25 protein-coding genes are annotated in these 24,345 nt (G+C 34.9%); 5 read left to right on the forward strand and 20 right to left on the reverse strand.

Annotation, left to right across the window (positions count from 1 at the left end):
- The 8 genes from GFJ36_RS29835 to GFJ36_RS18750 form a co-directional block, all read right to left on the reverse strand.
- On the reverse strand, positions 1-780 hold a 780-nt coding region (locus GFJ36_RS29835), incomplete at its 3' end, for a peptide ABC transporter substrate-binding protein (protein ID WP_242016023.1).
- Between the two features lie 348 nt (positions 781-1,128).
- Entirely contained in the window at positions 1,129-2,391 is a 1,263-nt protein-coding gene (locus tag GFJ36_RS18720) for a dicarboxylate/amino acid:cation symporter (protein WP_088608903.1), read from the reverse strand.
- 205 nt (positions 2,392-2,596) lie between these two features.
- Positions 2,597-3,634, reverse strand: a complete 1,038-nt coding sequence (locus tag GFJ36_RS18725) for an LCP family protein (protein WP_097889906.1) — start codon at positions 3,632-3,634, stop codon at positions 2,597-2,599.
- Between the two features lie 17 nt (positions 3,635-3,651).
- Positions 3,652-4,650: an anti-sigma factor gene (locus GFJ36_RS18730; RefSeq protein WP_157349710.1), complete on the reverse strand. Its 999-nt coding sequence runs from the start codon at positions 4,648-4,650 to the stop codon at positions 3,652-3,654.
- A 12-nt stretch (positions 4,651-4,662) separates the two neighbouring features.
- Entirely contained in the window at positions 4,663-5,196 is a 534-nt protein-coding gene (locus GFJ36_RS18735; RefSeq protein ID WP_000864733.1) for a sigma-70 family RNA polymerase sigma factor, read from the reverse strand.
- 127 nt (positions 5,197-5,323) lie between these two features.
- Positions 5,324-5,695 (reverse strand): VOC family protein, encoded by a 372-nt coding sequence (locus GFJ36_RS18740; protein WP_048544029.1) that lies wholly within the window; start codon positions 5,693-5,695, stop codon positions 5,324-5,326.
- A gap of 50 nt (positions 5,696-5,745) precedes the next feature.
- Entirely contained in the window at positions 5,746-6,552 is an 807-nt protein-coding gene (locus GFJ36_RS18745; protein ID WP_087982135.1) for an ABC transporter permease subunit, read from the reverse strand.
- A complete protein-coding gene (locus tag GFJ36_RS18750; RefSeq protein ID WP_087982133.1) occupies positions 6,545-7,438 on the reverse strand; it encodes an ABC transporter ATP-binding protein in 894 nt (297 codons plus the stop codon). Before GFJ36_RS18750 ends, GFJ36_RS18745 begins: the two co-directional genes overlap by 8 nt.
- A gap of 137 nt (positions 7,439-7,575) precedes the next feature.
- On the opposite strand from GFJ36_RS18750, the gene GFJ36_RS18755 reads away from it, so the two are divergent.
- The gene (locus GFJ36_RS18755; RefSeq protein ID WP_116300162.1) at positions 7,576-8,196 is read left to right on the forward strand and encodes a TetR/AcrR family transcriptional regulator; all 621 of its coding nucleotides are present in this window, start codon (positions 7,576-7,578) and stop codon (positions 8,194-8,196) included.
- 93 nt (positions 8,197-8,289) lie between these two features.
- On the opposite strand, the gene GFJ36_RS18760 is transcribed toward GFJ36_RS18755, so the two are convergent.
- The gene (locus GFJ36_RS18760) at positions 8,290-9,258 is read right to left on the reverse strand and encodes a helix-turn-helix transcriptional regulator (RefSeq protein ID WP_087982131.1); all 969 of its coding nucleotides are present in this window, start codon (positions 9,256-9,258) and stop codon (positions 8,290-8,292) included.
- Between the two features lie 59 nt (positions 9,259-9,317).
- Here GFJ36_RS18760 and GFJ36_RS18765 point away from each other — a divergent pair, with 59 nt between their 5' ends.
- Positions 9,318-9,761 (forward strand): VOC family protein, encoded by a 444-nt coding sequence (locus GFJ36_RS18765; RefSeq protein WP_087982129.1) that lies wholly within the window; start codon positions 9,318-9,320, stop codon positions 9,759-9,761.
- A 56-nt stretch (positions 9,762-9,817) separates the two neighbouring features.
- Here GFJ36_RS18765 and GFJ36_RS18770 read toward each other — a convergent pair whose 3' ends face one another.
- The 8 genes from GFJ36_RS18770 to GFJ36_RS18805 all read right to left on the reverse strand — a co-directional run bounded on the left by GFJ36_RS18770 (position 9,818) and on the right by GFJ36_RS18805 (position 20,779).
- Positions 9,818-10,849 carry an oxidoreductase gene (locus GFJ36_RS18770; RefSeq protein ID WP_087982127.1) on the reverse strand — a complete coding sequence of 344 codons (1,032 nt, stop codon included), beginning with the start codon at positions 10,847-10,849 and terminating at the stop codon, positions 9,818-9,820.
- A 228-nt stretch (positions 10,850-11,077) separates the two neighbouring features.
- Positions 11,078-13,501: a DNA topoisomerase IV subunit A gene (gene parC, locus GFJ36_RS18775; protein ID WP_060487386.1), complete on the reverse strand. Its 2,424-nt coding sequence runs from the start codon at positions 13,499-13,501 to the stop codon at positions 11,078-11,080.
- A 1-nt stretch (position 13,502) separates the two neighbouring features.
- On the reverse strand, positions 13,503-15,467 hold the full coding sequence (gene parE, locus GFJ36_RS18780; RefSeq protein ID WP_001062189.1) for a DNA topoisomerase IV subunit B: 1,965 nt from the start codon (positions 15,465-15,467) through the stop codon (positions 13,503-13,505).
- 374 nt (positions 15,468-15,841) lie between these two features.
- Positions 15,842-16,255: a CoA-binding protein gene (locus GFJ36_RS18785; RefSeq protein WP_048565897.1), complete on the reverse strand. Its 414-nt coding sequence runs from the start codon at positions 16,253-16,255 to the stop codon at positions 15,842-15,844.
- Between the two features lie 79 nt (positions 16,256-16,334).
- Positions 16,335-17,576, reverse strand: a complete 1,242-nt coding sequence (locus GFJ36_RS18790) for a S1C family serine protease (protein ID WP_046957742.1) — start codon at positions 17,574-17,576, stop codon at positions 16,335-16,337.
- A 201-nt stretch (positions 17,577-17,777) separates the two neighbouring features.
- Positions 17,778-18,455 (reverse strand): response regulator transcription factor, encoded by a 678-nt coding sequence (locus tag GFJ36_RS18795; protein ID WP_001044675.1) that lies wholly within the window; start codon positions 18,453-18,455, stop codon positions 17,778-17,780.
- A gap of 18 nt (positions 18,456-18,473) precedes the next feature.
- Positions 18,474-18,926 (reverse strand): anaerobic ribonucleoside-triphosphate reductase activating protein, encoded by a 453-nt coding sequence (nrdG, locus tag GFJ36_RS18800; protein WP_000867068.1) that lies wholly within the window; start codon positions 18,924-18,926, stop codon positions 18,474-18,476.
- On the reverse strand, positions 18,923-20,779 hold the full coding sequence (locus GFJ36_RS18805; RefSeq protein ID WP_087982126.1) for an anaerobic ribonucleoside triphosphate reductase: 1,857 nt from the start codon (positions 20,777-20,779) through the stop codon (positions 18,923-18,925). The genes nrdG and GFJ36_RS18805 overlap by 4 nt, the downstream gene beginning before the upstream one ends.
- Positions 20,780-21,004: 225 nt before the next feature.
- Here GFJ36_RS18805 and plsY point away from each other — a divergent pair, with 225 nt between their 5' ends.
- Positions 21,005-21,601, forward strand: coding sequence for a glycerol-3-phosphate 1-O-acyltransferase PlsY (plsY, locus tag GFJ36_RS18810; RefSeq protein WP_000237189.1), 597 nt, complete (start codon positions 21,005-21,007; stop codon positions 21,599-21,601).
- A gap of 108 nt (positions 21,602-21,709) precedes the next feature.
- Positions 21,710-22,000 carry a HesB/YadR/YfhF family protein gene (locus GFJ36_RS18815; RefSeq protein ID WP_001054448.1) on the forward strand — a complete coding sequence of 97 codons (291 nt, stop codon included), beginning with the start codon at positions 21,710-21,712 and terminating at the stop codon, positions 21,998-22,000.
- Between the two features lie 26 nt (positions 22,001-22,026).
- Here GFJ36_RS18815 and GFJ36_RS18820 read toward each other — a convergent pair whose 3' ends face one another.
- Positions 22,027-22,446: an acyl-CoA thioesterase gene (locus tag GFJ36_RS18820; protein WP_157349711.1), complete on the reverse strand. Its 420-nt coding sequence runs from the start codon at positions 22,444-22,446 to the stop codon at positions 22,027-22,029.
- Between the two features lie 109 nt (positions 22,447-22,555).
- Here GFJ36_RS18820 and GFJ36_RS18825 point away from each other — a divergent pair, with 109 nt between their 5' ends.
- Positions 22,556-23,848, forward strand: coding sequence for a glycoside hydrolase family 18 protein (locus GFJ36_RS18825; protein WP_046957740.1), 1,293 nt, complete (start codon positions 22,556-22,558; stop codon positions 23,846-23,848).
- 68 nt (positions 23,849-23,916) lie between these two features.
- Here the strand turns inward: GFJ36_RS18825 and sspN are convergent, their stop codons facing one another.
- Together sspN and GFJ36_RS18835 are read right to left on the reverse strand one after the other, a co-directional pair.
- Positions 23,917-24,051 carry an acid-soluble spore protein SspN gene (sspN, locus tag GFJ36_RS18830; protein ID WP_000527987.1) on the reverse strand — a complete coding sequence of 45 codons (135 nt, stop codon included), beginning with the start codon at positions 24,049-24,051 and terminating at the stop codon, positions 23,917-23,919.
- A gap of 43 nt (positions 24,052-24,094) precedes the next feature.
- Positions 24,095-24,238, reverse strand: coding sequence for an FbpB family small basic protein (locus GFJ36_RS18835; protein WP_001254698.1), 144 nt, complete (start codon positions 24,236-24,238; stop codon positions 24,095-24,097).
- Positions 24,239-24,345: the final 107 nt, after the last annotated feature.

Below are 24,345 nucleotides of genomic sequence, written 5' to 3' on the forward strand. Positions count from 1 at the left end.
TAGTTTTACAGTCTTTTTATCCCAATATTGATCATTTTTCTTTAGTTTCCATCCTTGCTCATGCTTCCAATCAGTAAGAACGAACGGTCCATTATAGACTGTTGTATCAGACTCTAAACCGTATTTATCTCCTTTTTCCTTCACGAACTTCTCATTTAATGGATAGTACGATGGAAATGCTACTAAGTTTAAGAAGTATGGTACTGCTTGTTCTAATTCAACTTCTAAAGTAAGGTCATCTACTGCTTTTACTCCTAGTTCCGTTACAGGTTTTTCACCTTTATTAACCGCTTCTGCATTTTTGACTGGGAATGCAATAAATGCATACTCAGCAGCTGTTTTTGGATCTAATAAACGTTGCCATGCAAATACGAAATCTTTTGCTGTTACTGGATCACCATTTGACCATTTTGCATCTTTACGTAATTTGAATGTATATTTTTTACCATCCTCACTCTTCGTGCTTGATTCTGCCGCAGCTGGGATTGGTTTATTATCTTTATCTAAACGGTATAAACCTTCCATTGTGTTCCCCAAAATTTGAGAACCTAATGTATCTGTATTTTTAGAAGTATCCATCGTTGGAATTTCATTTGTTTCAGTACGATTTAATACTTGTTTCGCTGCTAATTTTTCTTCTGATTTGCTATCTCCGCCAGAGCTAGAGTTTGTGCTTGTCTTCTTATCTCCACCTGATGTAGAACATGCTGTTAATGCCATACTCATTGCTAAAACTGGTGCTACAACCGCTGTTAGTTTTTTCATTTTTTTCTTTTTCACTTTCTGTACCCTCCCTAATTCTTAACGCTCTCATTTAAGAATTTTCCGATAATTCTGTTTTTCTTTATATATTTATCAGAAGATTCTTATTAACTATTATTCTACTAATTTTTTGAGTTTTGTAAAGTGTTATTATTGAAAATTTTTAAAAAATTATTTTTTTACAGTAATATTCATAAAAATTCCATAATCTTTTAAAACACTATACCTCATTGAATTCTATGTATTGATTTAATAGTCTTTATATCCCTTCGCTATAAAACACTTGTAAATTATTGTTAATAAATAATGTATATCGTAACAAACCTCTTTTCTACAAAAATAAAAAAGTCAGCTTTGCTGACTTTTTTATCCGGCCATTTTCTTTTTTTTCATTTCCTCTATTACTCTCGTATACTTCTCTTCATCAAATTCATTTTCACTTTTTGCAACAACTACAGTCGCAATACCGTTACCAATTAAATTGACGATAGCACGTGCCTCTGACATGAAACGATCTACACCAAGTAATAGTGCTAACCCTTCTAATGGAATAACATTCATTGCTGACAAAGTAGAGGCTAATACAATAAATCCCCCGCCTGTTACTGCCGCTGCTCCTTTAGATGTAACTAATAAAATAGCTATTATAGTTAATTGTTGACCTAGTGAAAGATCGACGTGAAAGACTTGAGCTAAAAATATAGTAGCCATAGATAAGTAAATTGTCGTTCCATCTAAATTAAAAGAGTACCCAGTCGGAATGACTAAACCTACTACCGGCTTCGAACATCCGAAGTCTTCCATCTTTGTCATCATTCGCGGCAATACTGATTCTGATGATGATGTCCCGAGAACAATGAGTAATTCTTCTTTAATGTGAGCTAAATATTTCCACAAACTAAATTTGTACAGTTTACAAATAAAATTTAAAACAATAAAAACAAATAATGCCATTGTTGCATATACACAAATCATTAATTTACCAAGTGGTATGAGCGTGCTTAAACCATATTTACCAATTGTAAACGCCATCCCGCCGAATGCTCCAACCGGCGCTAACTTCATAACAATAGATAAAATATTAAAAAATACTTTTGATAATCTTTCAAAAAAGTCAATAACCGGTTGTCCATTTTTCCCGAGCATTGTTAACCCTGCACCGAATAAAATGGAGAAAAACAGAACTTGTAAAATATCACCTTTTGCAAATGCTTCAAACATGTTAGACGGTACAATATGTAAAAAGAAATCCATCCACTTCATTTCTTGCCCGCTTTGTACATATTGTGAAACATCTCCGCCCTTTAGTTTCGAAGGATCTAATCCATCTCCGGGACGTACAACATTCGCTATGATGATACCAATAATTAAAGCCGCTGTTGTAACAATTTCAAAATATAATAGTGCCTTACCACCAACACGACCTACCTTTTTCATACTTCCCATACTTGCAATACCAAGCACAATCGTTAAAAAGATTATCGGTGCAATAACCATTTTAATCATATTGATGAATGTTTCACCAATTGGCTTCATCTCTTGTCCAACACTAGGCCAAATTGCCCCTACTGCAATACCACAAATAATTGCCACAATAACTTGGAATGTTAAATTCTTTACAATTCTCATTTTTAATACTCCCCTGTTTCGTTCATTTCTCCCATACGATTTCAATAATTGCTAATGATGTATTTTATGTAATAGCCCCCCTGCTATTTAACTTAAACCACATAATTATGTTACACTATTATCAATAATTTGAAAATAGTATATAATATTTGAATTTAAATGCCATACTATTAAACGTAATAAAAAAGCAGACATTATGCCTGCTTTAATTCTCCTCAATCTGCTTTTCACTTAATCCTAGATGTGTTCTAAGCGTATTACTCAAACTCTGTAGATCTTTTTTATTAGGGTTATAATAATATACACGTTGCCCATTTGGACCGTTAGGTAAATATAAATCATCTCCGCCTAATTGAATCTTTTCAACTGAACCATTTAAACCGTATTTATAAAAAGATAAAATATCATCCAGTACTAAATTTGTTTTAAAATCGCCGTCAATCGCCTCAACTATTTTTTCTAGCTTCGTAATCGAGCCTACACTTTTTAATTTACTTAACATCGCTTCAATAACAAGTTGTTGGCGCTGACCTCTCATTGCATCACTATCAATATGACGCGTTCTTGCCAGTGCAAGTGCTTCTTCCCCTGTTAATTTTTGTAGTCCTTTTTTCAAATGGATTGCGTCAGGTTCATCTTTACTATTTTGCTCCGTAAATTCAACTGGGACATTTACTTCAATTCCATCTAATCCATCAACAATTTTAGTAAATGAATTAAAATTAAACTTCACAAAATAATCAACAGGCACTTGTAACAACTTTTCTACTGCTTCCACTGAAGCTTGCGGTCCTCCATCTTTACCATTTTTAACGAAACCACTTCCATATGCATGCGTTATTTTATCTTTTTTCTTTTCAACTGGAACATATGTATATGTATCACGTGGTATGCTCGTTAATTTCACTGTCTTATCATCTTTATTAAAAGTAGCTAACAGTAGTGCATCTGTATGGAAAGCACCATTATACTCCTTTTGTCGTTCTTGATTTTCATCAATTCCCATAATTAAAAGTGAAACATTGTTTGCAATTGGCTTTACAGTTTCCTCACGTAAATGTGATTTTTCACCACGCGCTAAATTTAAACTAGACTTTTGTACGAGATTAGAAGTTTTCATATATACATAAGTACCATATCCAACTCCGCCAAATAGTAATACTGCTAACAAGACACTTATTATCGTTGTCTTTTTATATTTTCTTTTATTTTTCTTTTCTCTTGAAGAAGAGGTATTCTCCATATCGTTCCCTCCGTTTTCTATTCATCTAATATATTTTTCAATTTTTCATAATTAGTACTATCCTTTTGAAATACATTCTCTTTCAACACTTTGTTTATTTGTATCCATTCAGTTGTAATCGAATATTGAATCATACCTTCGTGGAAACTAAGGAACTTTAGCATAATCCCCGTATTTTTCTCTACAACCATTTCAAATTTCCCTCTTAAATCTTCAGATGTACTTACAGGCATTTCTATGTTTATTGTCCCTTCTATTTTGTAGCAATCAAGTCCAAGATACTTCGTTTCTTTATAATTCCAATCTTTATATCGGATTAATAGCTCAGCAAATTCTGATTGCATACTATACTTCGCAAATCCCACATATTCGTCATCATATCGTTTCTTTTCACCTGATTTTCTCAATAATCTTTCCGTAGGATTTAATTTTAATAGTTCATAGTTTCTTTCCTTCGGGCTCCATTTTGTCTCTCTATATGTATACTTCTCATCATCAAATTCTTTTTTCTTGCCCTCGTTATATATAATTGTTCGTTTTTTCGTTAGCTTATCTTCTTTCGAAGAGATACCTCTTTGTCGCTCCGTATCAATCGCATATTTGTATGTTGTAGCGATTCTTGATGAACTAGAATATTCCTCAAATTGTCCTGAAATATTTTTAAAATGATCAATGGAATCCAGCATCTTTTCATGAATCTTTTCTTTATCTGGATAGTTTACGTTCGATTTTATTTCTTCTTCATTTTCATAATCAGAAAACGCCTTTTTCTTTACATATTCAAATACCCCACCATTTTGAGCAAAAATTTGATCAGAAAACTCCGACATAGACACAATGGACAGTGTTAGAACCGCAGCACTTATAGCCATCATATAAACTTTGTAACCTTTCTTTTTTACCGGAAGATTATGTAGTGTACGATTAATCTTTTCATTTAACTCTGGTGGTACTATAACATTCTCTTCTTTTATTCTCTTTTTTATTTTCTCATCAAATAATTTTTCATTATCCATCCTATACACCTCCTATTCCATCTTTAATCGCTTTTGCAATTGTTCCCTCGCGCGTGACAATCTCGATTTCACTGTTCCTTTTGGCACTTCTAAAAGCTTCGCTATACTTTCTTGATTCATATCTTCATAATAAAAAAGCACCGTAACCGCTCTTAACTCTTCATGTAATGATTGAATCGCATTACACAAATCTATATCTTCATACTGATCACAAGCACTCATATTGTAATCATTTTCTTCTATTACCATTATCTTTTTGTAGGATCTAATAATATTGTTACACTCATTTATCAAAATTCGAATTAACCACGTTTGAAAAAACTCTTCTTTCTTTAATTTTTTTATATTTTCATAGGCTTTTAAAATTGTTGCCTGTATCGCATCCTCTATATTTGTCTCATCACGTAACATAGCCTTTGCAATACGATACATCTTCATTTTTTCTGTATGTATAAGCGCCATAAACGCTTCATGATCACCTTTTTTCGCTAAGGAAACATCGGTTTCTTCTTTTACAATCATTTTATATAAAGGGATTACTTTCACAATTGCTCCTCCTGTTTCATCCTCACTTCAAATTTAACTTTACATGTATTAGACGGATGAGCCTAGAAAAAGGTTCATTTTTTTGAATATTTCCATAAAAAAAGATAAACATTCTTCATGTTTACCTTTACTCAGATGTAATCCTAAGGAAATATCCATCTGGATCGACAACTTTAAATCCCCGCATCTCCCACGGATAAGTTTGAATTTCTTCTTGTATTGTGCATCGCTTCTCTTTACAACGTTCATATACTTCTTCAATCCGATTGACAACAATAATTAGTTCAAAGCCATTCCCCTTCATGTCTTTTCGATTGTAAAAATAGTGATTTTCACTCAATGTTGAATCAGTAGCTAGTAACAGAGAAAACTGATCGTGATTAAAACGTGCTGCATGCATACTTCTTTTATACAACTGTAAACCAATTACTTCTTCATAAAACAATAATGACTTCTCAATATCATTTACATATAGCTTAACCCGGAACAAATGATTCATTCGTTTCCTCCTCATCAAAAAAAGCCCACTCTATCAGTGGACTTTCTACTTTATAACGGTAAATCCCTTTTCCTAAACACTACAATTGCTACTATGAAAATACAAAGTGCTCCAGCAGTTAAACCTATACTCACTGGCCATATATTATATGTTCCCTCAGCAATTTCTTTCGGACGAAATAGCGTAAATAATGATATATTTCTCATCCACTCTAACTTATCGCTTAATTTACCTACCATGTCCGTTACGAAAAATAAAATAGTTAAACTTGCTGAGTAGCTAAGTGCCTTTCTTTCGTCATTACATATACAAGAAAAGAAAAATGAATACGCACTAACGACTAAAAATATTAACCCACCGACTATATTTATCTTCAGGAATAATTCTTTATTTAAGTTATTATCTTGCAGAAACCACTCTGCACCTACTATACCCGCTATATACGTAACAGTTACTATGATTAGTAACCCTAATACGAGAATAGCCGCTTGCGTGATTGCAATTTGCACTCTAGATACAGGTGTTGTTAGCAAGTATGCCATCGCTCCTTTATCTACATGACGAGCAATTAAATGCGTTGCAACTGTTACACAAAAAATTGTTAATATGATAATAAACAATAGACTATAATATTCGCCAGCTAAAAAATCCATTACGTTTTGAATCGGACTTTCCATTCCAACAATTTTTTTCACACTATCAGGCATAGCACTTATTAATTCATTTAACCCTTTCGCTGATACCATTGAAGGGAAGATCCAAATTAATAACCATAAATATAGAGCTGCACCAGTTGCATAACTCAAAATACTTTTTTGTGTTTCTTTCAAACTAGCTAAAAACAATTGCTTATTCATGCTTTACCCCTTCTTTCTTATCGTAATAATGCATAAATAAATGTTCTAAATCCATTGCTCTCGTTTGAAGCGCCGTTACATTATAGTTTGAAAGTGTTTGTAAAACAGCTTGATAGTTTCCTTGCACAATAATCGATGCTTCTCTACCTTTCACCGCTTCAAATTGCAAATTACATTGTGTAAGAGATTCAATCTCTTCTTGCGATGATACGGTTACATCTATTACCTGTCGTCTCAAGCTTTGTAAATCATGAATATTTTCAACCGTTACAAGGCGACCATCTTTAATTATAGCCACTCTGTCACAAGTTCTCTCAATCTCAGTAAAAATGTGCGATGACATAAGGATTGTTTTCCCTCTTTGCTTTTCTTCTAATATTAAATCGATAAACACTTGCTGCATAAGTGGATCGAGTCCTGATGTTGGTTCATCTAAAATTAACACTTCCGGATCATGCATAAAAGCAGCAACAATTCCTACTTTTTGCTTCATTCCTTTAGACATTTTTCGAATCGGTGTTTTCACATCAAATTGTAGACGTTCTATTAATTCATCTCGTCTTTTCGTATCCTTTAACCCGCGCATTCCTTGCATTAACTTTAAAAAATCTAATCCGTTCATTCCTTCAATAAAAGAAATTTCACCTGGCAGATACCCAACTTTCCTTTGGATTTTCGCCGCTTCATTCCAACAATCTAATCCAAAAATTGTCGCTTTACCAGCTGTCGGTTTTATAAATCCCATTAAATTACGAATTGTTGTGGATTTCCCAGCACCATTTGGTCCTAAGTAACCAAATACTTCCCCTTCTTTTACATCAAATGTAATATGAAACAAACCTTTTCCATTTGAAAACTGTTTTGTGACATTTTGAACTGAAATCATAATTCCACCTCATTTTTTGAAATATTTAATATGTGATATTTCAAAATCATTGTACTCCTCATCTTTCATATTCGCAACAACTTTTTGAAATATTTGTATGTCCATATTTCAAAATTATTGTTTTCCATTATTTTTTCTTGTATATTTTAATTGAGGTGATTGCATTGAACGGCTTTGAAAAAGTGAAAGAAAAGAAAAAACGTGCCATTAAAGAGGCAGCCTTCTTATTATTTTCAGAACGTGGATTTAATGAAGTGAAAATAGAACATATTGCAAAAGAAGCAAATGTTTCTCAAGTTACCATTTATAATCATTTCGGAAGTAAAGATGCATTATTTAGAGAGCTTATACAAGAATTTATCATATCTGAATTTCAATATTATAAAGATCTTGCAGAGGAAAAATTACCTTTTCATGAGATGATGCAAAAAATGATTGTAAGAAAAATGAATACTGGTGGGTTATTTCAGCCGGATATGTTACTACAAATGATGCAAAGAGATGAAGAGCTCCGAGAGTTTATTTATAGTTATCAAAACGAAAAAATCCTGCCTTGGTATTTAGAAATACTAGAACAAGCACAGCAAAAAAATGAAATTAACCCTCACCTTACTAAAGAAATGATGTTACTATACATTCAAATGTTCACTAAACTAGGTGATGATTTCGGGGCTCAGCTTCTTGAAGGAGATCGCGAAAAACATATACAAGATATCGTTACGATGTTCTTTTATGGACTGTCCGTCCCAGAAAAATAATGTTTCTAAAGAACAAATACCATCACAAAAAAGCCCTTTGGATATTTAAATCTCAAGGGCTTTTTCATGTCAATAAAATGATTAAAACTAACTTTATCTTAAAGCAGTTAAATGCTGCTTTATAGATAATACCTTATTATAGATTAACTCTTTTAGCATAACTGGCTGAATTGAGATAATTGTTTCACCGAAATTCAGAAAGTAACTTGAAATAAACTCAACTTCTTGTTTGTTAAAATAGCCTGTTATACTATAATTTTCATTTTCTTTTTGTATCCTCATGGAAGGATAATTCTCTTTATCAAAAATATCTTTTCCTTTTTGATTAACAATGACACGAAAATCAATTGCATCCGGCTTTCTGTGAAAAGTTGTAAGATAACTTAACAACTCTTCAAGATTTTTTGGATTCGTATTGCTTGTTTCCTCAATAGAAAGAATTTTATCACATCTAATTATTTGAACATTATTTGTCTCAAAATTAAAGATTTTAGCATACCACTGGCCAAATTTAGATTTTATTCGAATAAATTGGGCGACCAATACTTTTTCCTCATCTTTTTTTAAATATGTTAAATGATAAACTCGCTCAGCAAAAATCCCCTGTAAAATTTCTTTTAAGAACGGACTAAAATTACTATGATTTGTTACTTCAAAAGAAAGCGTTCTTTCCATGATTGAAATATTTTCACTCACATTATCAGGTAATACATGTTTAAATTTATTTTCAAGCGCAATACTTTCTACATTAAATGGTTTTGTCTTGTATCCATTTAGCGTAAGAATCGAAAAGTATAACGCATACATTTCATCCACACTAAAATAAATTGGCGATAATACACTATTTTCTATAATTTTATAACTTCCATTTCTACCCAGTTCAGAATATATTGGTACACCTATTTCTTCCAATGATTGAATATCTCGCAACGCGGTACTTTTAGAAATATCATATCTAGCCATTAAATCTTTTAAATTAAAATATCTTTTATTATTTAAGAAAATAAGCATATCATTTATTCGTTCCGTTTTTTTCATATTTCCCTCCCAAAAAGGTGTCATGTATTGGAACCTTTTTAGTCTATATTATAATTATTAACTAATAAAGGAGTTATATATTTATGACATTAGAAATAGCTATTTTTCTTTCAATGAATGGGCAAGCAAAGGAGGCAATTAATTTTTACACACGTAATTTAGAAGCTACGCAGTTAATGATTGTTACGTATGGAGAACTGGCCAAAAGAGATAGTTCTTTTAAAATTACAAGTGAAAATAAAGATCATATTGCTCACTCTGTTTTACAAATTGGGAATACAAAGCTAATGATAGCAGAAGATACAATGAAGCCTAATGAACGTTATAACGTTGGAAATAACATGTCACTTTGCATTCAAAGCGCTAATTTAGAAGAAATACAAAGGTTTTATAATAATTTAATTTCCGATAAGCATGTGAAGATAATCTCTCCGCTAGAAAAAAATATATTTAGTGAAGCATATGGGATTATTGAAGATCCTTACGGTATACAAATCCAGTTAATGTATGACAAACGATTAAACTAAATAATTATCCATATTCACATATTCCTAATAAAAAAGACACGAAATTCGTGTCTTTTTTACTTTACAGTGATGACTCTACCGGTTTCACTACTTTCAATCGCTAATTGAATAAGTCGAATAACTTCTAAGCCTTCTTGTGCTGTTACAGGTGGTTTCTCACCATTTACTATACTATCTCTTACACCTTTATAATACATGTCATAACAGCCAACTTCTGTTGGAATACGCTCTAGCTTTTCTTCCGTATGTAAAGTAGCAAAATTCTCTTCAGCATCTAATCCATAACCGTTATCGCCTGGCTTCATTCCATTTTTTAATTGTTCTTCCTGTGAATCCATACCGTATTTCACGATAGAACCTTTATCTCCATGCAATGTAAAGTGTGGACCTTCTTGCTTTACGTAACTGCTACTATGTAAAGTGACACGTTTAACACCGTAGTGAAGTATAACATGGAAGTAATCATCAATTTCTGCACCTGGTCGTTGTTTGATTACATCTGCACTTATCGCATCTGGTTTCCCAAATAATGATAATGCTTGGTCAATTAAATGCGATCCTAAATCATACAGTATACCTGATCCTGGTAAATTCTTTTCTCTCCAGCGATCACGTACATTCGGGCGAAAACGATCGAAATGCGCTTCATATGCGTATAGATTCCCTACTCTATTTTCTTCTAACAATTTCTTTATCGTTAAGAAATCATTATCAAAACGGCGATTATGATACACGCTTAACACCACATTATGCTGTTTTGCTAATGAAATTAGTTCTTCGCCTTCTTCAATTGAAACAACGAATGGCTTCTCCACAACTACATGCTTACCATGTAAAATTGCTTCTTTTACATATGGAAAATGAGTTGTATTCGGTGAAGTAATGACCACTAAGTCAATATCAGCACGATTTACTAATTCCTCAATTGTGCCAACAACTTCAGCATTTGGTAATGCTTGCTTCACTAGTTCTTCTTTTGAAGATAAAATAGCACGAATATCATATTCTTCTATCGTTTGTAATAATGGGATGTGAAATGTTGTACTAGAAAATCCAAATCCTACAATGCCTACACCTATTTTTTCCATGTTGCCCCTCCATCTGTCCCGCTTTAACGGACAGTAAGATTCCTACCTCAAAATTCAGCGAAAGCAAAGAAATTAGTTGAGGAATCAACTGCTCGTAAAAGTCCGATTGATTAAAGTTCCACTTTATGAGAACGATTTCATTCAGTTATTATAACAAGATTATTATTATTTACATAATAATTTGCCTAGAAAAAAGCATCTTGCCATTATTCATAGCAAGATGCTTTTTTACTCCGGTCGTTTTTTTGTCCACGTTTCAATAACTTCACCAGTATCATTAACATCTAGTACTAAACTACCGTTACTATACCGGTCTTTATTTCGATACGCTTTCGGATCAATTTCTTCTACAATATGTTTCTCAGTCTTCATATATACTAGTTCATCATCTCGAACAATTTCAATACCGACAATACGGTATGGATTACGTTTTAACTCTTTAAAAATAACAAGACCTCGCTTCGCTCTCGTTGATTTCTCAATTTCTGATGCTTTTAGACGTTTTACAGCACCTCGCTGCGTAACAAGAATAAGTTGATCTTTGTCACCATGTAACGGTTTACCCGAAGCGACATAATCATCTTCTTTTAAGTTAATTGCTTTTACACCAGCGGCCCTTACACCGACTGGACTTACTTCATCTTCATGGAAAATAAGTGCATATGCACCATAGGTTGCAAGAACAATATCACTCGTTCCATCTGTTGCAAATATATCTACAACATAATCATCTTTTTTCAAATTCACAGCGACGAACGCTCTTGAATAACGCTGAACTTTATATTGGTTTAATTCTGTTTTCTTAATCATACCATTTCGTGTAACAAATACGATAAATCGTTTTTCTTCTTCAAAATTCGGTACGACGGTCGCCCAAATAATCATTTCATCCCGCTCGAGTGAAACGAGATTCGCAACGTGTTGACCTAAATCTTTCCAACGAATTTCTGGCATTTCATATACTGGCAGATATATATAGTTTCCTTTATTCGTAAATAAGAGGACTGTCTCTGTCGTATTCGTATCGAATCGCTCCAGTAAGATGTCACCCTCTTTCATACCGAAGTCTTTTCCGTTCGATGCATTATGTGAACGCCAACCTGTTCGTTTCACATATCCTTCTTTCGTTACAGTAACGATGACATCTTCCTGCGGAATCATAACTTCCACATCGATTTTAATTTCCTCAATTTGTTCTTCAATAATAGCACGGCGATCATCACTATATGTTTTCTTGACTCTCTTCAAATCTGTTTTAATAACTTGAAGAAGTCTTTTTTCACTTTGTAAAATTGACTGTAACTCTATAATCTTCTTATTAAGCTCGTCTGCTTCTTGTTCTAGCGCCGTAATATCTGTATTCGTTAAACGATATAGTTGCAGCGAAACAATTGCTTCTGATTGCGCTTCTGTAAATCCAAATTTCGTACTTAAATTATCTTTTGCATTACGTTTATCTTTAGAAGCACGGATTGTTTCAATCACTTCATCTAAAATCGATAATGCTTTCTTTAAACCTTCTACAATATGTTGACGGTTTTCTGCTTTTCTTAATTCATATTGTGAGCGTCTCGTAACAACTTCTTTTTGATGCCCAATATACGCATCCAAAATCTTAGGTAATGTCATAAGTGTCGGACGACGATTATTTATCGCTACCATATTAAAGTTATATGGAATTTGTAAATCTGTGTTCTTATATAAATAATTTAAAATACCTTCAGCATTTACTTCTTTTTTTAACTCTACAACGATGCGAAGACCTGTACGATCTGTCTCATCACGTACTTCAGCAATTCCATCTAGTTTTTTATCTAGACGTAATTCATCCATTTTTTTAACAAGGTTCGCTTTATTTACTTCATACGGAATTTCTGTAATAACGATTTGTTGCTTCCCACCACGGATCGTTTCAACTTCAGCTTTTCCGCGAATAATAATTTTACCTTTTCCTGTTTCATACGCTTTTTTGATACCATCAATCCCCTGAATAATACCACCTGTCGGGAAATCTGGTCCTTTCATAACTGTTAATAAATCATCAACAGTACTATTCGGCTTATCAATACGCATCATCGTCGCATCAATTACTTCCCCAAGGTGATGCGGAGGAATTTCTGTTGCATAACCAGCTGAAATTCCTGTCGATCCGTTCACTAATAAGTTCGGGAACATCGCTGGAAGTACAACAGGTTCTTCACTCGTATCATCGAAATTTGACACGAATTCTACTGTTTCTTTATCGAGATCACGCAATAACTCAGATGCGATTGGTGATAATCGTGCTTCCGTATAACGCATTGCCGCTGCTGGATCGCCATCCACACTACCATTATTACCATGCATTTCAACTAAAACATTACGTACTTTCCAAGTTTGACTTAAACGTACCATCGCCTCATATACAGAGGAATCACCGTGTGGATGGTAGTTACCGATAACATTACCAACTGTTTTAGCTGATTTACGAAATGCTTTATCATGTACATTTCCTTCTACATACATAGAATATAAAATACGTCTTTGTACCGGTTTTAAACCGTCACGCGCATCTGGAAGCGCGCGATCTTGAATAATATATTTACTATAACGTGCAAAGCGGTCACCTAACACGTCTTCAAGCGGGAGGTCATGAAACTTCTCTGCCTGCATGTTATTCCACCTCCGTCTCCATAATCATTTCATTTTCTAAAATGTTTCCTTCTTCTTGCATACCAAATTGTACATTTCGTTCGATCCATTTACGGCGAGGTTCTACTTTATCACCCATCAATGTCGTAACTCGGCGCTCCGCTCTTGATGCATCGTCAATTTTCACACGAATCAACGTACGTGTTTCAGGATTCATCGTCGTTTCCCATAATTGATCGGCATTCATTTCGCCAAGTCCTTTATAGCGCTGCAGCATGTAGCCTTTACCGACCTTTTTTGTTACACCATCTAATTCTTCATCAGACCATGCATACTCAATCACTTCACTCTTACCTTTTCCTTTACTTACTTTGTATAAAGGAGGAAGTGCAATAAATACTTTGCCAGCTTCGATAAGTGGTTTCATATATCTGTAGAAGAACGTTAGTAACAATACTTGAATGTGCGCACCATCTGTATCAGCATCGGTCATAATTACAATTTTATCGTAGTTAATATCTTCAACAGCGAATTCATTCCCTACACCACCGCCAATAGCGTAAATGATTGTATTAATTTCTTCATTTTTAAAGATATCAGCAAGTTTTGCTTTTTCTGTATTGATTACTTTACCACGTAACGGTAATACCGCTTGGAAACGTCGGTCTCGACCTTGTTTCGCGGAACCACCCGCAGAGTCACCCTCTACTAGGTACAGTTCATTTTTTTGCGGGTTACGTGATTGTGCTGGTGTTAACTTACCACTTAATGTACCTTCTGATTTCTTTTTCTTTTTACCAGTACGCGCTTCTTCTCTCGCTTTACGAGCAGCCTCACGTGCCTGCGCTGCTTTAACTGCCTTTCTCACAAGAAGTGTAGCAACATCCGGGTTTTCTTCTAAAAAGTAAGCTAAATGCTCAGATACAATTGCATCAATTGAAGAACGAGCTTCACTTGTACCAAGTTTCCCTTTCGTTTGCCCTTCAAACTGAAGTACTTCTTCTGGTACACGTACAGAAACGATAGCCGCTACACCTTCACGAATATCTGTACCTTCTAAGTTTTTATCTTTTTCTTTTAATAACGATACTTTACGAGCATACTCATTGAACACACGAGTCATTGCTGTCTTAAACCCAGCTTCGTGTGTTCCACCATCTTTTGTACGTACATTATTTACAAACGAAAGAATATTTTCTGAGTAGCCATCGTTAAATTGAAAAGCTAGCTCTGCCTCAATTCCATTTTGTTCACCAGTAAAATATACAACCGGATGGATTGAATCTTTTTCTTCATTTAAGTATGAAACGAAAGCTTCGATTCCTGTTTCATAATGAAAGACATCTTCTAAATCATTTCGCTCATCTTTTATTGAGATTTTCATCCCTTTTAATAAGAATGCAGATTCACGTAATCTTTCACATAATGTTTCGTAATTGTAATTTGTTGTGCTGAAAATCGTTGTATCTGGTTTAAAATGTATTGTCGTACCAGACTCTTTCGTCTTCCCGATCTTTTCCAGTGTCGTTGCAGGAATACCACCATTTTCAAAGCGTTGTTCATAAATATTTCCGTCACGTTTAATCGTCACTACTAACCATTCTGACAAGGCATTTACAACTGATGCCCCAACACCGTGTAAACCACCACTTGTTTTATAGCCACCTTGACCAAACTTACCACCGGCATGAAGTACAGTTAAAATAACTTCAGGTGTAGGTTTCCCAAGTTTATGCATTCCCGTAGGCATTCCTCGCCCTTTATCAATAACGCTAATACTATTATCTTTATGTATTACGACAGAAATTTCGTCGCCAAATCCCGCTAACGCTTCATCAACGGAGTTATCTACTATTTCATATACTAAATGATGCAATCCACGGCTATCCGTACTCCCGATATACATACCCGGGCGTTTTCGAACGGCTTCAAGTCCTTCTAGCACTTGAATTGCATCTTCATTATATTGGAACTGATGCTTTGCCAAACTCCTTGCCCCTTTCCTAATCAAATCAGAACATATGTTTCTATTATAGAATAACGCCTCGACTATAGTTTTGGCAAGTTATCTTATCTCTTTTATATACCATTTTCAATAGAAAAATCCTTGTTTTTTCACAAGGATTCCTCTAGGCTACTATTTCAGAAAAATAATCGTTTGTCAACGAGAAATGGATATGTATGCCAAGATTATACATTCCAAACCTTTATCATGATCCAAATGATCAATATCCAAAATGGGATAACAAGTAACAATCCCCAAAAACAGCCTTTAAAAAATCTCATGATGAACACCTCGTTCATCGGCCCTACTTATTTATAAAGAGGGCTGAATCAATCTTTCTCTCTTTAAAACCTATACTATTTTGTCATCGCATGTTCTACTTTAATGCAACGATCCATTATTACAGTATAGCCTTTTTCTTGCAAAAGTTTATATGTATCTTCATCTTGTACTCCTAATTGTGCCCAAAAAACATCTGCATCAATCTCTACAAACTCTTTCGCAACATCCATTAAAAATTCTGAACGACGGAATACATTTACAATATCAACATGTTCCTTAATATCCTTTAGTGAAGAAACTGCTTTTTCTCCAAGCACCTCATCTACTGTTGGGTTTACTGGAATAATGCGATACCCAGCATCTTGCATTGCTTTTGAAACCATATACGATGTACGTTCTGGCTTATCCGATAATCCAACAACTGCAATCGTTTTGCTTTTCTTTAATACTTCACCAATTTCCGTACGAGTTGGGTTTTCAATTGTCATAATTTATCCCTCCTATTCCTTTAGTATAGCCGATAAAGAAAGTCTCTTTCAATATGAAAGAGACTTTCTTTTATTTCAATTATTGATTCTTTGTAGCTGAATTATCTGCTAAAGTAGCTGTTTTCGTCATTTTTTGACCGTTACGATAGAATGTAACTTCTACTTTCTCGCCTACTTTTTTCTTTTCATATAAATATTTACGGAATTGAAGTGAATTTTCTACTTTTTGATCATCTAATGATACTACAATATCATATTGCTCTAAACCAGCTTTTTCTGCAGGTGATATTGGGTAAATTTTACCTAATACAACGCCGTTTGTTACTTCTTTCGGTACTTTCAATTGATTTACTGCATAAGCTTGCACATCTTCTAATGAAACGACACCTACTCCAAGAGCTGGACGTTTCACTACTCCGTCTTTTTCAAGTGATTCAATAACTGGCTTTGCAATATTAATTGGAATAGCAAATCCAATTCCTTCAACTTCTTGTTGTGCAATTTTACTTGAATTAATCCCAATTATTTCACCATTTTGGTTAAATAACGCACCACCACTATTACCTGGGTTAATTGCTGCATCTGTTTGAATAACTTGAGCATTCCAATCTGCACGCTTATCGCCATCGATATCTACTGGAATTTCACGTTCTTTGCTACTAATAATACCTTCCGTTACACTTCCATCAAACCCTAGTGGGTTACCAATTGCAATCGCTTTTTCACCCGCACGAAGTTTACTTGAATCACCTAAAGTGGCAACTTTATTTACATTAGATCCATCAATTTCTACAACCGCTAAATCTAACCAAGGGTCTTTCCCTACAAGTTTTGCATCTACCTTTTTACCATCACTTAGTTTTACAGCAAGTTTATTCGCTCCATCTACTACATGGTTGTTCGTTACAATATACGCTTTATTTCCTGCTTTTTTATAAATAACACCTGATCCTGAGCCAGCTTGTTGCTCTTGGCCTGTCGGTTGCATTGCAAATGGATCAACACTTTGTTGCATATTAATAACACCTACAACAACATCTTTCGCGCCTTCAATCATACCAGGTAAATCAGTTTCATTTTTTGCTTTATTGACAACAGGAACTACAGTACCTTCAACTTTTGAATCCGAACTGAATGATGATACAGCCGCTCCATTATTTTGAGCCCATGGCATATATGGTGCCGCAAAACTAATTGTGACAGCCCCAACTACAGCTCCAACTAAACCTGTGAAAAAATAACCTTTTTTACTACCTGATTTTCTCACTTCTCTCGTTTCACTATGCTCTTCATTTAAATTTGGTCCGTCGTAATATCCCATGTTTACTTCCCCTCTCTGGTGAATTCGTATTTTCAGTATAGTCACGTTTTGTGTCCTTCTTGTGAACTCATCGTGAAATCCAATTAAAAAAATACTCTTATCTAACATTGTAGACAAGAAAAGTATTTTTTGTACATTCTACCTGCCAAAGAGGACATAAAATCGACATTTTCCTAGGCTAAAGTACACAATCCGTTACAATTATTCTTCAAACTTATAACCCACTCGAATAACAGTACCGATATGCTTCGCTTTATCTCCTAGCTTATTTCTTAGCTTTTTAATATGAGTATCAACCGTTCGGTCATCACCGTAGTAATCATATCCCCATAACTGATCTAATAAATGTTGACGTGACAACACAATTCCTTTGTTCTCCATTAAATAAACAAGAAGTTCAAATTCCTTATGTGTCAATATAATTTCTTCTCCATCTACTAAAACGGTTCTAGATAGACGATTCACTTCTATTCCAGCTAAAGACATAGCATTTTCTTCCGCTACTCCTACCACACCATCCGCGCGTTTCAATAACGTCTTCGCACGAGCTACTAACACTTTCGGGCTGAAAGGTTTCGTTACATACTCATCTGCACCTAATTCGAACCCTAGTAGTGTATCATCCTCATCTGAACGTGCTGTCAACATAATGATCGGTACTGCTGATTCTTTTCTAATTCGTCTACAAACAGACCATCCATCTATTTCTGGTAACATAATATCTAACATAATTAAATCAATTTCATGCTCTGCAAATAATTCTAACGCTATTTTTCCGTCTTCTGCTTCGATTACTTCAAAACCTTCATTACGAAAATAATCACTAACGATTTCACGTAATCTTCTTTCATCTTCAACAAGTAATACTGTTTTATTCATATAATCTATCCCGCCTTTTTACTCTTTCAATCGAATAATACGTTGATTGGAGCTTCCGCGAAATGGAAGTGTTAAATCTTTTTTCTCGATTTCAAACCTTCCATCGACTAAAACATCCCCATAATGTAACAACTCTATCATATCATTATTTTGAGAACTCTGTATCTCTTCTAACGTATAACCTGTATACATCCATAGATTTTTTTTCAAGTCTTTCACAGCTTTTGCTACTTTTTTCACTTCAGCAGCTTGGAAGAATGGATCTCCACCTGAAAATGTTACATCAGTTAATGAATTACTTGCAATCTCGTTCACAATTTCTTCTACTGTCATTTCAGTTCCATTACAAATATTCCACGATTTTGGATTATGGCAACCGAAACAACGATGCGGACAGCCCGCAAAAAACACGACTGTCCGCAACCCTTCCCCATCTACTACACTATCATGAATGATGTTCATCACTTTCATTTATGCTTCACCCGATCCATCTCTTCACTACGTTTCGCACTATTCCACTTCGACATATCTCCTACAAGATAACCTGTTATACGGCGAATTCTTTCTATATTAGCTTCGTCTTCATTTCCGCAACTTGGGCATTCATTTCCAATAACTCCGTGATAACTGCAGCACTTACAACGGTCAACAGGATGATTAATTGAACCGTATCCAACGCCATGATTTGCCATCGCTCGTACAATTTGTTTTAACGCCTGTTTGTTATGCATAGCTGCTCCGTCTAGCTCAATATACGTAATATGTCCCCCGTTACATAGAGCATGGAAAGGTCCTTCTAAACGAATTTTATTTATCGCTTGAATGCTATAGTAAACTGGGATATGGAATGAATTCGTATAATAATTATGGTTCGTTATACCGCTAATCACACCAAATTCTTCTCTATCTTTTTTCACAAACTTCCCTGATAACCCTTCTGCAGGAGTTGCAATTACTGAGAAATTCAGTTCATGTTCTTCCGTTGCTTTATCCATTCTATCTCTCATAAAGGAAATGATTTCATATCCGAGTTTCCATGATTCTTCATCTTCTCCATGATGCTTTCCTGTTAAAGCTACTAAACACTCCGCAAGACCGATAAAACCAAGACTTAACGTCCCTTGCTTTAAAATGGATGCTACAGAATCTTCAGGCTGTAACTTCTCTCCACCGCGCCATACACCTTGTGAATATAAAAATCGAAAATCTCTTGCTCGCTTCGTACATTGATACTCAAATCTCTCTAATAATTGCTTAATCCCTAAATCTAAGTAATAATTTAACGCTTCAAAAAATGCTTCTTTTGAACCACTAATTAACGCTAATTTCACTAAGTTGATAGACGTAAATGATAAATTGCCTCTTCCAATCGCTGTTTCTTCTCCATGTATGTTAGACATGACACGGGTACGACATCCCATATAACATACTTCACTTTCCGGTCGTCCGTCATAATGCACTGCATTAAATGGCGCATCTAAAAATGAAAAGTTAGGGAATAATCGTTCAGCCGTTGTCTCTAACGCTAATTCAAATAAATCATAGTTCGGATCACATTCTTCAAAGTTCACACCTTTTTTCATTTTAAAAATTTGAATCGGAAAAATTGGTGTTTCTCCTTTACCAAGACCAGCTTGTGTCGCTTTTAAAAGTTGTCTAACTAATAACCGTCCCTCTTTTGATGTGTCTGTTCCATAATTAATAGAAATAAACGGTACTTGTCCCCCGCCCCTACTGTGCATACTATTTGAATTATGAACGAAAGCTTCACACGCCTGATACGTATCATTTTCTGTTTCTTTCCATGCAAATTCTTCTATTTGTTCTTTCGTAAGCGGATATGACTGTAATCGTTTCTTATGCCTCGCTACTGTTTTTCTCACATATGGAGCTAAATCAATATCAAAGAGTGCAAATGATTGACCACCGTGCTGCATATTTTGATTCGCCTGAAAAATAATAGACGAAAGAGCCAATGCACTTTTAATATCCTGCGGTTGTCTCATATGCCCATGTCCGGTATGAAAACCGTCCGCAAGCATTTGCGCTAACGGAATTTGCGAACAAGTCGTCGTTCCTGTCGCATAAAAATCTAAGTCATGTGGATATAATATATTTTGATTTATTGCTTTTTTCACTTGATCTGACAATAAATTTTCAACTGCATAATATTTCGCACTCTCTGATGCGAACGTTCCCATTACTCCCATTGGAGAGCGACCATCTACATTTGCATTTTCTTGCATTAAATCTTGCTCACTACCGTGGACAATCGTCTCAAACACTCTCATTAATTCTTCTCCACGTACATTTCGTTGTAACATTTATAACCCTCCACCAATATGTTGTTGTCTTTTGATTAAAATGTTACTACATATAGTCTTGGTGTTTCTGTGAGAAATGTAACATTCCTGTGAAATTTTTTTCACGAAATAATGAATTTTTCATTTACAAAAAAGAAATGTGCTCTTTACAAATGTATGGTACAATATACGGGAAAAACTCTTTTTACCCTTTATCAACACATTTGAATAAAGGAGACTGAACTTATGGTTATTACATATCTTTTATTTATCGTTGCCTACTTACTTGGCTCGATTCCATTCGCACTAGTCGTTGGAAAAATCGGCTACGGAATCGATATTCGTGAGCACGGAAGCGGTAATCTAGGCGGAACAAATACATTCCGCACACTAGGGAAAAAAGCAGGTTTTATCGTTACAATTGCTGACATTTTAAAAGGTACATTAGCAACAAGTCTACCGATTATTTTCGGTTTAGATGTTCACCCACTATGGTTCGGATTAGCAGCTGTTCTTGGACATGTGTATCCGATTTTCGCGAAATTCCGTGGTGGTAAAGCTGTTGCAACTTCTGCTGGCGTGCTATTATGCTACTCTCCAGTTGTTTTTGCAATATTAGCTGTTGTCTTTTTCAGCCTTTTATTTACAACAAGATACGTATCACTTTCTTCTATGGTAACAGCCGTCGTTGCTGTTATTGCATCCATTGTTAGCGGGGATAAAATCTTCATTATTGCGATGTGTTTATTAGCAGGTATGGTTATTTATAAACACCGTGCAAATATCGGACGAATTATAAATAAAACTGAACCGAAAGCAAACTTTTCAAAAAAGCAAAAATAAGATCGTAACCCACATAACGCAAAAAGAAAACGTGAAGCATATTAATAGCGTCTTTTTGCGTTATTTTTTATACTAAAGAAAAAGCAACATAATTTGGAGGAACTATACATGAATCTTTCCGTAACAAAAGAAGCAGCACAATGGTATAAAAACGAATTAAACTTACAATCGGGTGAAACACTACGCCTTTTCGTACAATACGGCGGTTGCAGTACTGTGCAAAAAGGACTTTCTTTAGGTATTCGTAAAGATGATCCTGCACATCCTGCTGTTCAAACTCAAGAAGAAGGTATTAACTTCTTTATTGAAGGCGATGATGAGTGGTTCTTCGATGGACATAATTTAGCTGTTACATTTAACGACGGTGATGATTTCCCGCAATTTAATTATGAAAAATAAAAAAGCGTGGCTTCTGCCACGCTTTTTTATTTTTTCTTAATTTCCTCATATTTCGCATACCACTCTGGATATAACTTTTTAAATGATACAGGCCTGAACCCTTCTTTTTTCGCGCAAATATTCGTCGTACTTGCAGTAATGCAAAGTTCACCTTCACCGTTATATATTTCATAACCATATACAACGCGAAGCGGACTAACAGTATCAATCCACGTTTTCACAATTGCTTTTTCTCCGTAACGCATCGCTTTACGATATGAAATTTGCAAATCTAACACAGGAGAAATAATTCCCTCTTTCTCCATTTCAACATATGAAAATCCTAAATCTTGTATAAGTTTCGTGCGACCTAGTTCAAGCCACACCAAATAGTTTGAATGGTAAACAACACCCATTTGATCTGTTTCCGCATAACGGATTTCAACTTTATGTTCTGCTACAAACATATGTATTCGCCTTCTTTCACTTCTGCTACCTTGCATACATTTAATCATAATACAGTGACATCAAAAATAAAATAAAAACAGTGAATCTTTTACTGAAAGGAGCAAGCATATGATTCAAATTGTAACTGTTCGTAGCGGTGATAGCGTATATAGCTTGGCATCAAAGTACGGATCAACACCTGACGAAATAGTAAAGGACAATGGACTAAATCCAGCTGAAACACTCGTTGTAGGTCAGGCACTGATCGTTAATACGAAAGGGAATAATTATTATGTACAGCCTGGCGATAGCCTATATCGCATCTCTCAAACATATAACGTACCTCTCGCTAGTTTAGCTAAGGTTAATAACTTATCTTTAAAATCCATTCTCCATGTTGGACAGCAATTATATATACCAAAAGGGACAAAACGCGCAGTAGAATCCATCGCTTATTTACAACCTTCAACAATACCAATAAAAGAAAGTTTAGTTAACGCTACGCGTGCCATTAATCCATTTTTAACATATTTGGCTTACTTCAGTTTCGAGGCAAAAAGAGATGGTACGTTAAAAGAACCAACTGAAACAGCTAAAATCGCTAATATTGCAACGCAAGGCAAAACCATCCCGATGCTCGTTATTACAAATATTGAAAATGGAAATTTCAGTGCCGATCTGACATCGGTTATTTTACGCGATGCATCGATTCAAAACAAATTTATTACTAACATTTTACAAACAGCTGAGAAGTACGGTATGCGAGACATTCATTTTGATTTCGAGAGTATAGCACCTGAAGATCGCGAAGCGTATAATCGTTTTTTACGAAATGTAAAAACACGCTTACCTAACGGATACACATTGAGTACAACGCTTGTACCGAAAACAAGTTCAAATCAAAAGGGAAAATTTTTCGAAGCTCACGATTATAAAGCACAAGGGCAAATTGTTGATTTCGTCGTCATTATGACATATGACTGGGGTTGGCAAGGCGGGCCACCGATGGCTATTTCTCCTATCGGTCCTGTAAAAGAAGTACTTCAATATGCAAAATCTCAAATGCCTCCCCAAAAAATTATGATGGGGCAAAACTTATACGGATTCGATTGGAAACTTCCGTTCAAACAAGGCAATCCGCCTGCAAAAGCAATTAGCTCTGTCGCAGCTGTCGCACTAGCTCGTAAATACAATGTCCCCATCCGCTATGATTTCACAGCTCAAGCTCCTCATTTTAATTATTTTGATGAAAATGGTGTTCAACACGAAGTTTGGTTTGAAGATTCACGGTCTGTTCAAAGCAAATTCAATTTAATGAAAGAACAAGGTATAGGCGGTATTAGTTACTGGAAGATTGGCTTACCATTCCCGCAAAATTGGCGTTTACTCGTTGAAAATTTTACGATTACGAAAAAGGGCTGACATAAGTCAGCCCTTTTTGACTATTAAAAATCCGTCACAAAAAGAAGAATGACAACATTCTCCCTTTTTTAACCGTTATCAACAATCGGTTGTTTGCCTGTTTGGTCTTGCATTTGCTTTCCTTTATTGCCACCAGCTTTTTTTGATTGTGTTCCAATATGATTCGGTGCAAAGTCTTTTGAATTCTTTTTCGGATTACCCATTACTATCGCCTCCTTAACACTAGTATCGTACTAGTGTTAAGAATTATTCAGCTTGCTTAAAAAGTTGCATTTCATAACGTTTTTCAATACGCTCTTCAATGCGATCGATTGCATCACGATCACTTAATAATTGTTGTTTATTTTCTTTCACAAGTTCGTCAAATGATTTACGGCGACTTCTTCTCATGCTGTTCACCCTCTCTCCTTCGCATTCTTACTATACATAGTATGAGCAAATGAAAAACTCTTTAATCAGATTTGCAAGAAAATTTTATGTTTTAGTACTCCTAAAAA

It is taken from the genome of Bacillus sp. EE-W1, assembly GCF_009760835.1.
GTDB classification, from domain to species: domain Bacteria; phylum Bacillota; class Bacilli; order Bacillales; family Bacillaceae_G; genus Bacillus_A; species Bacillus_A wiedmannii.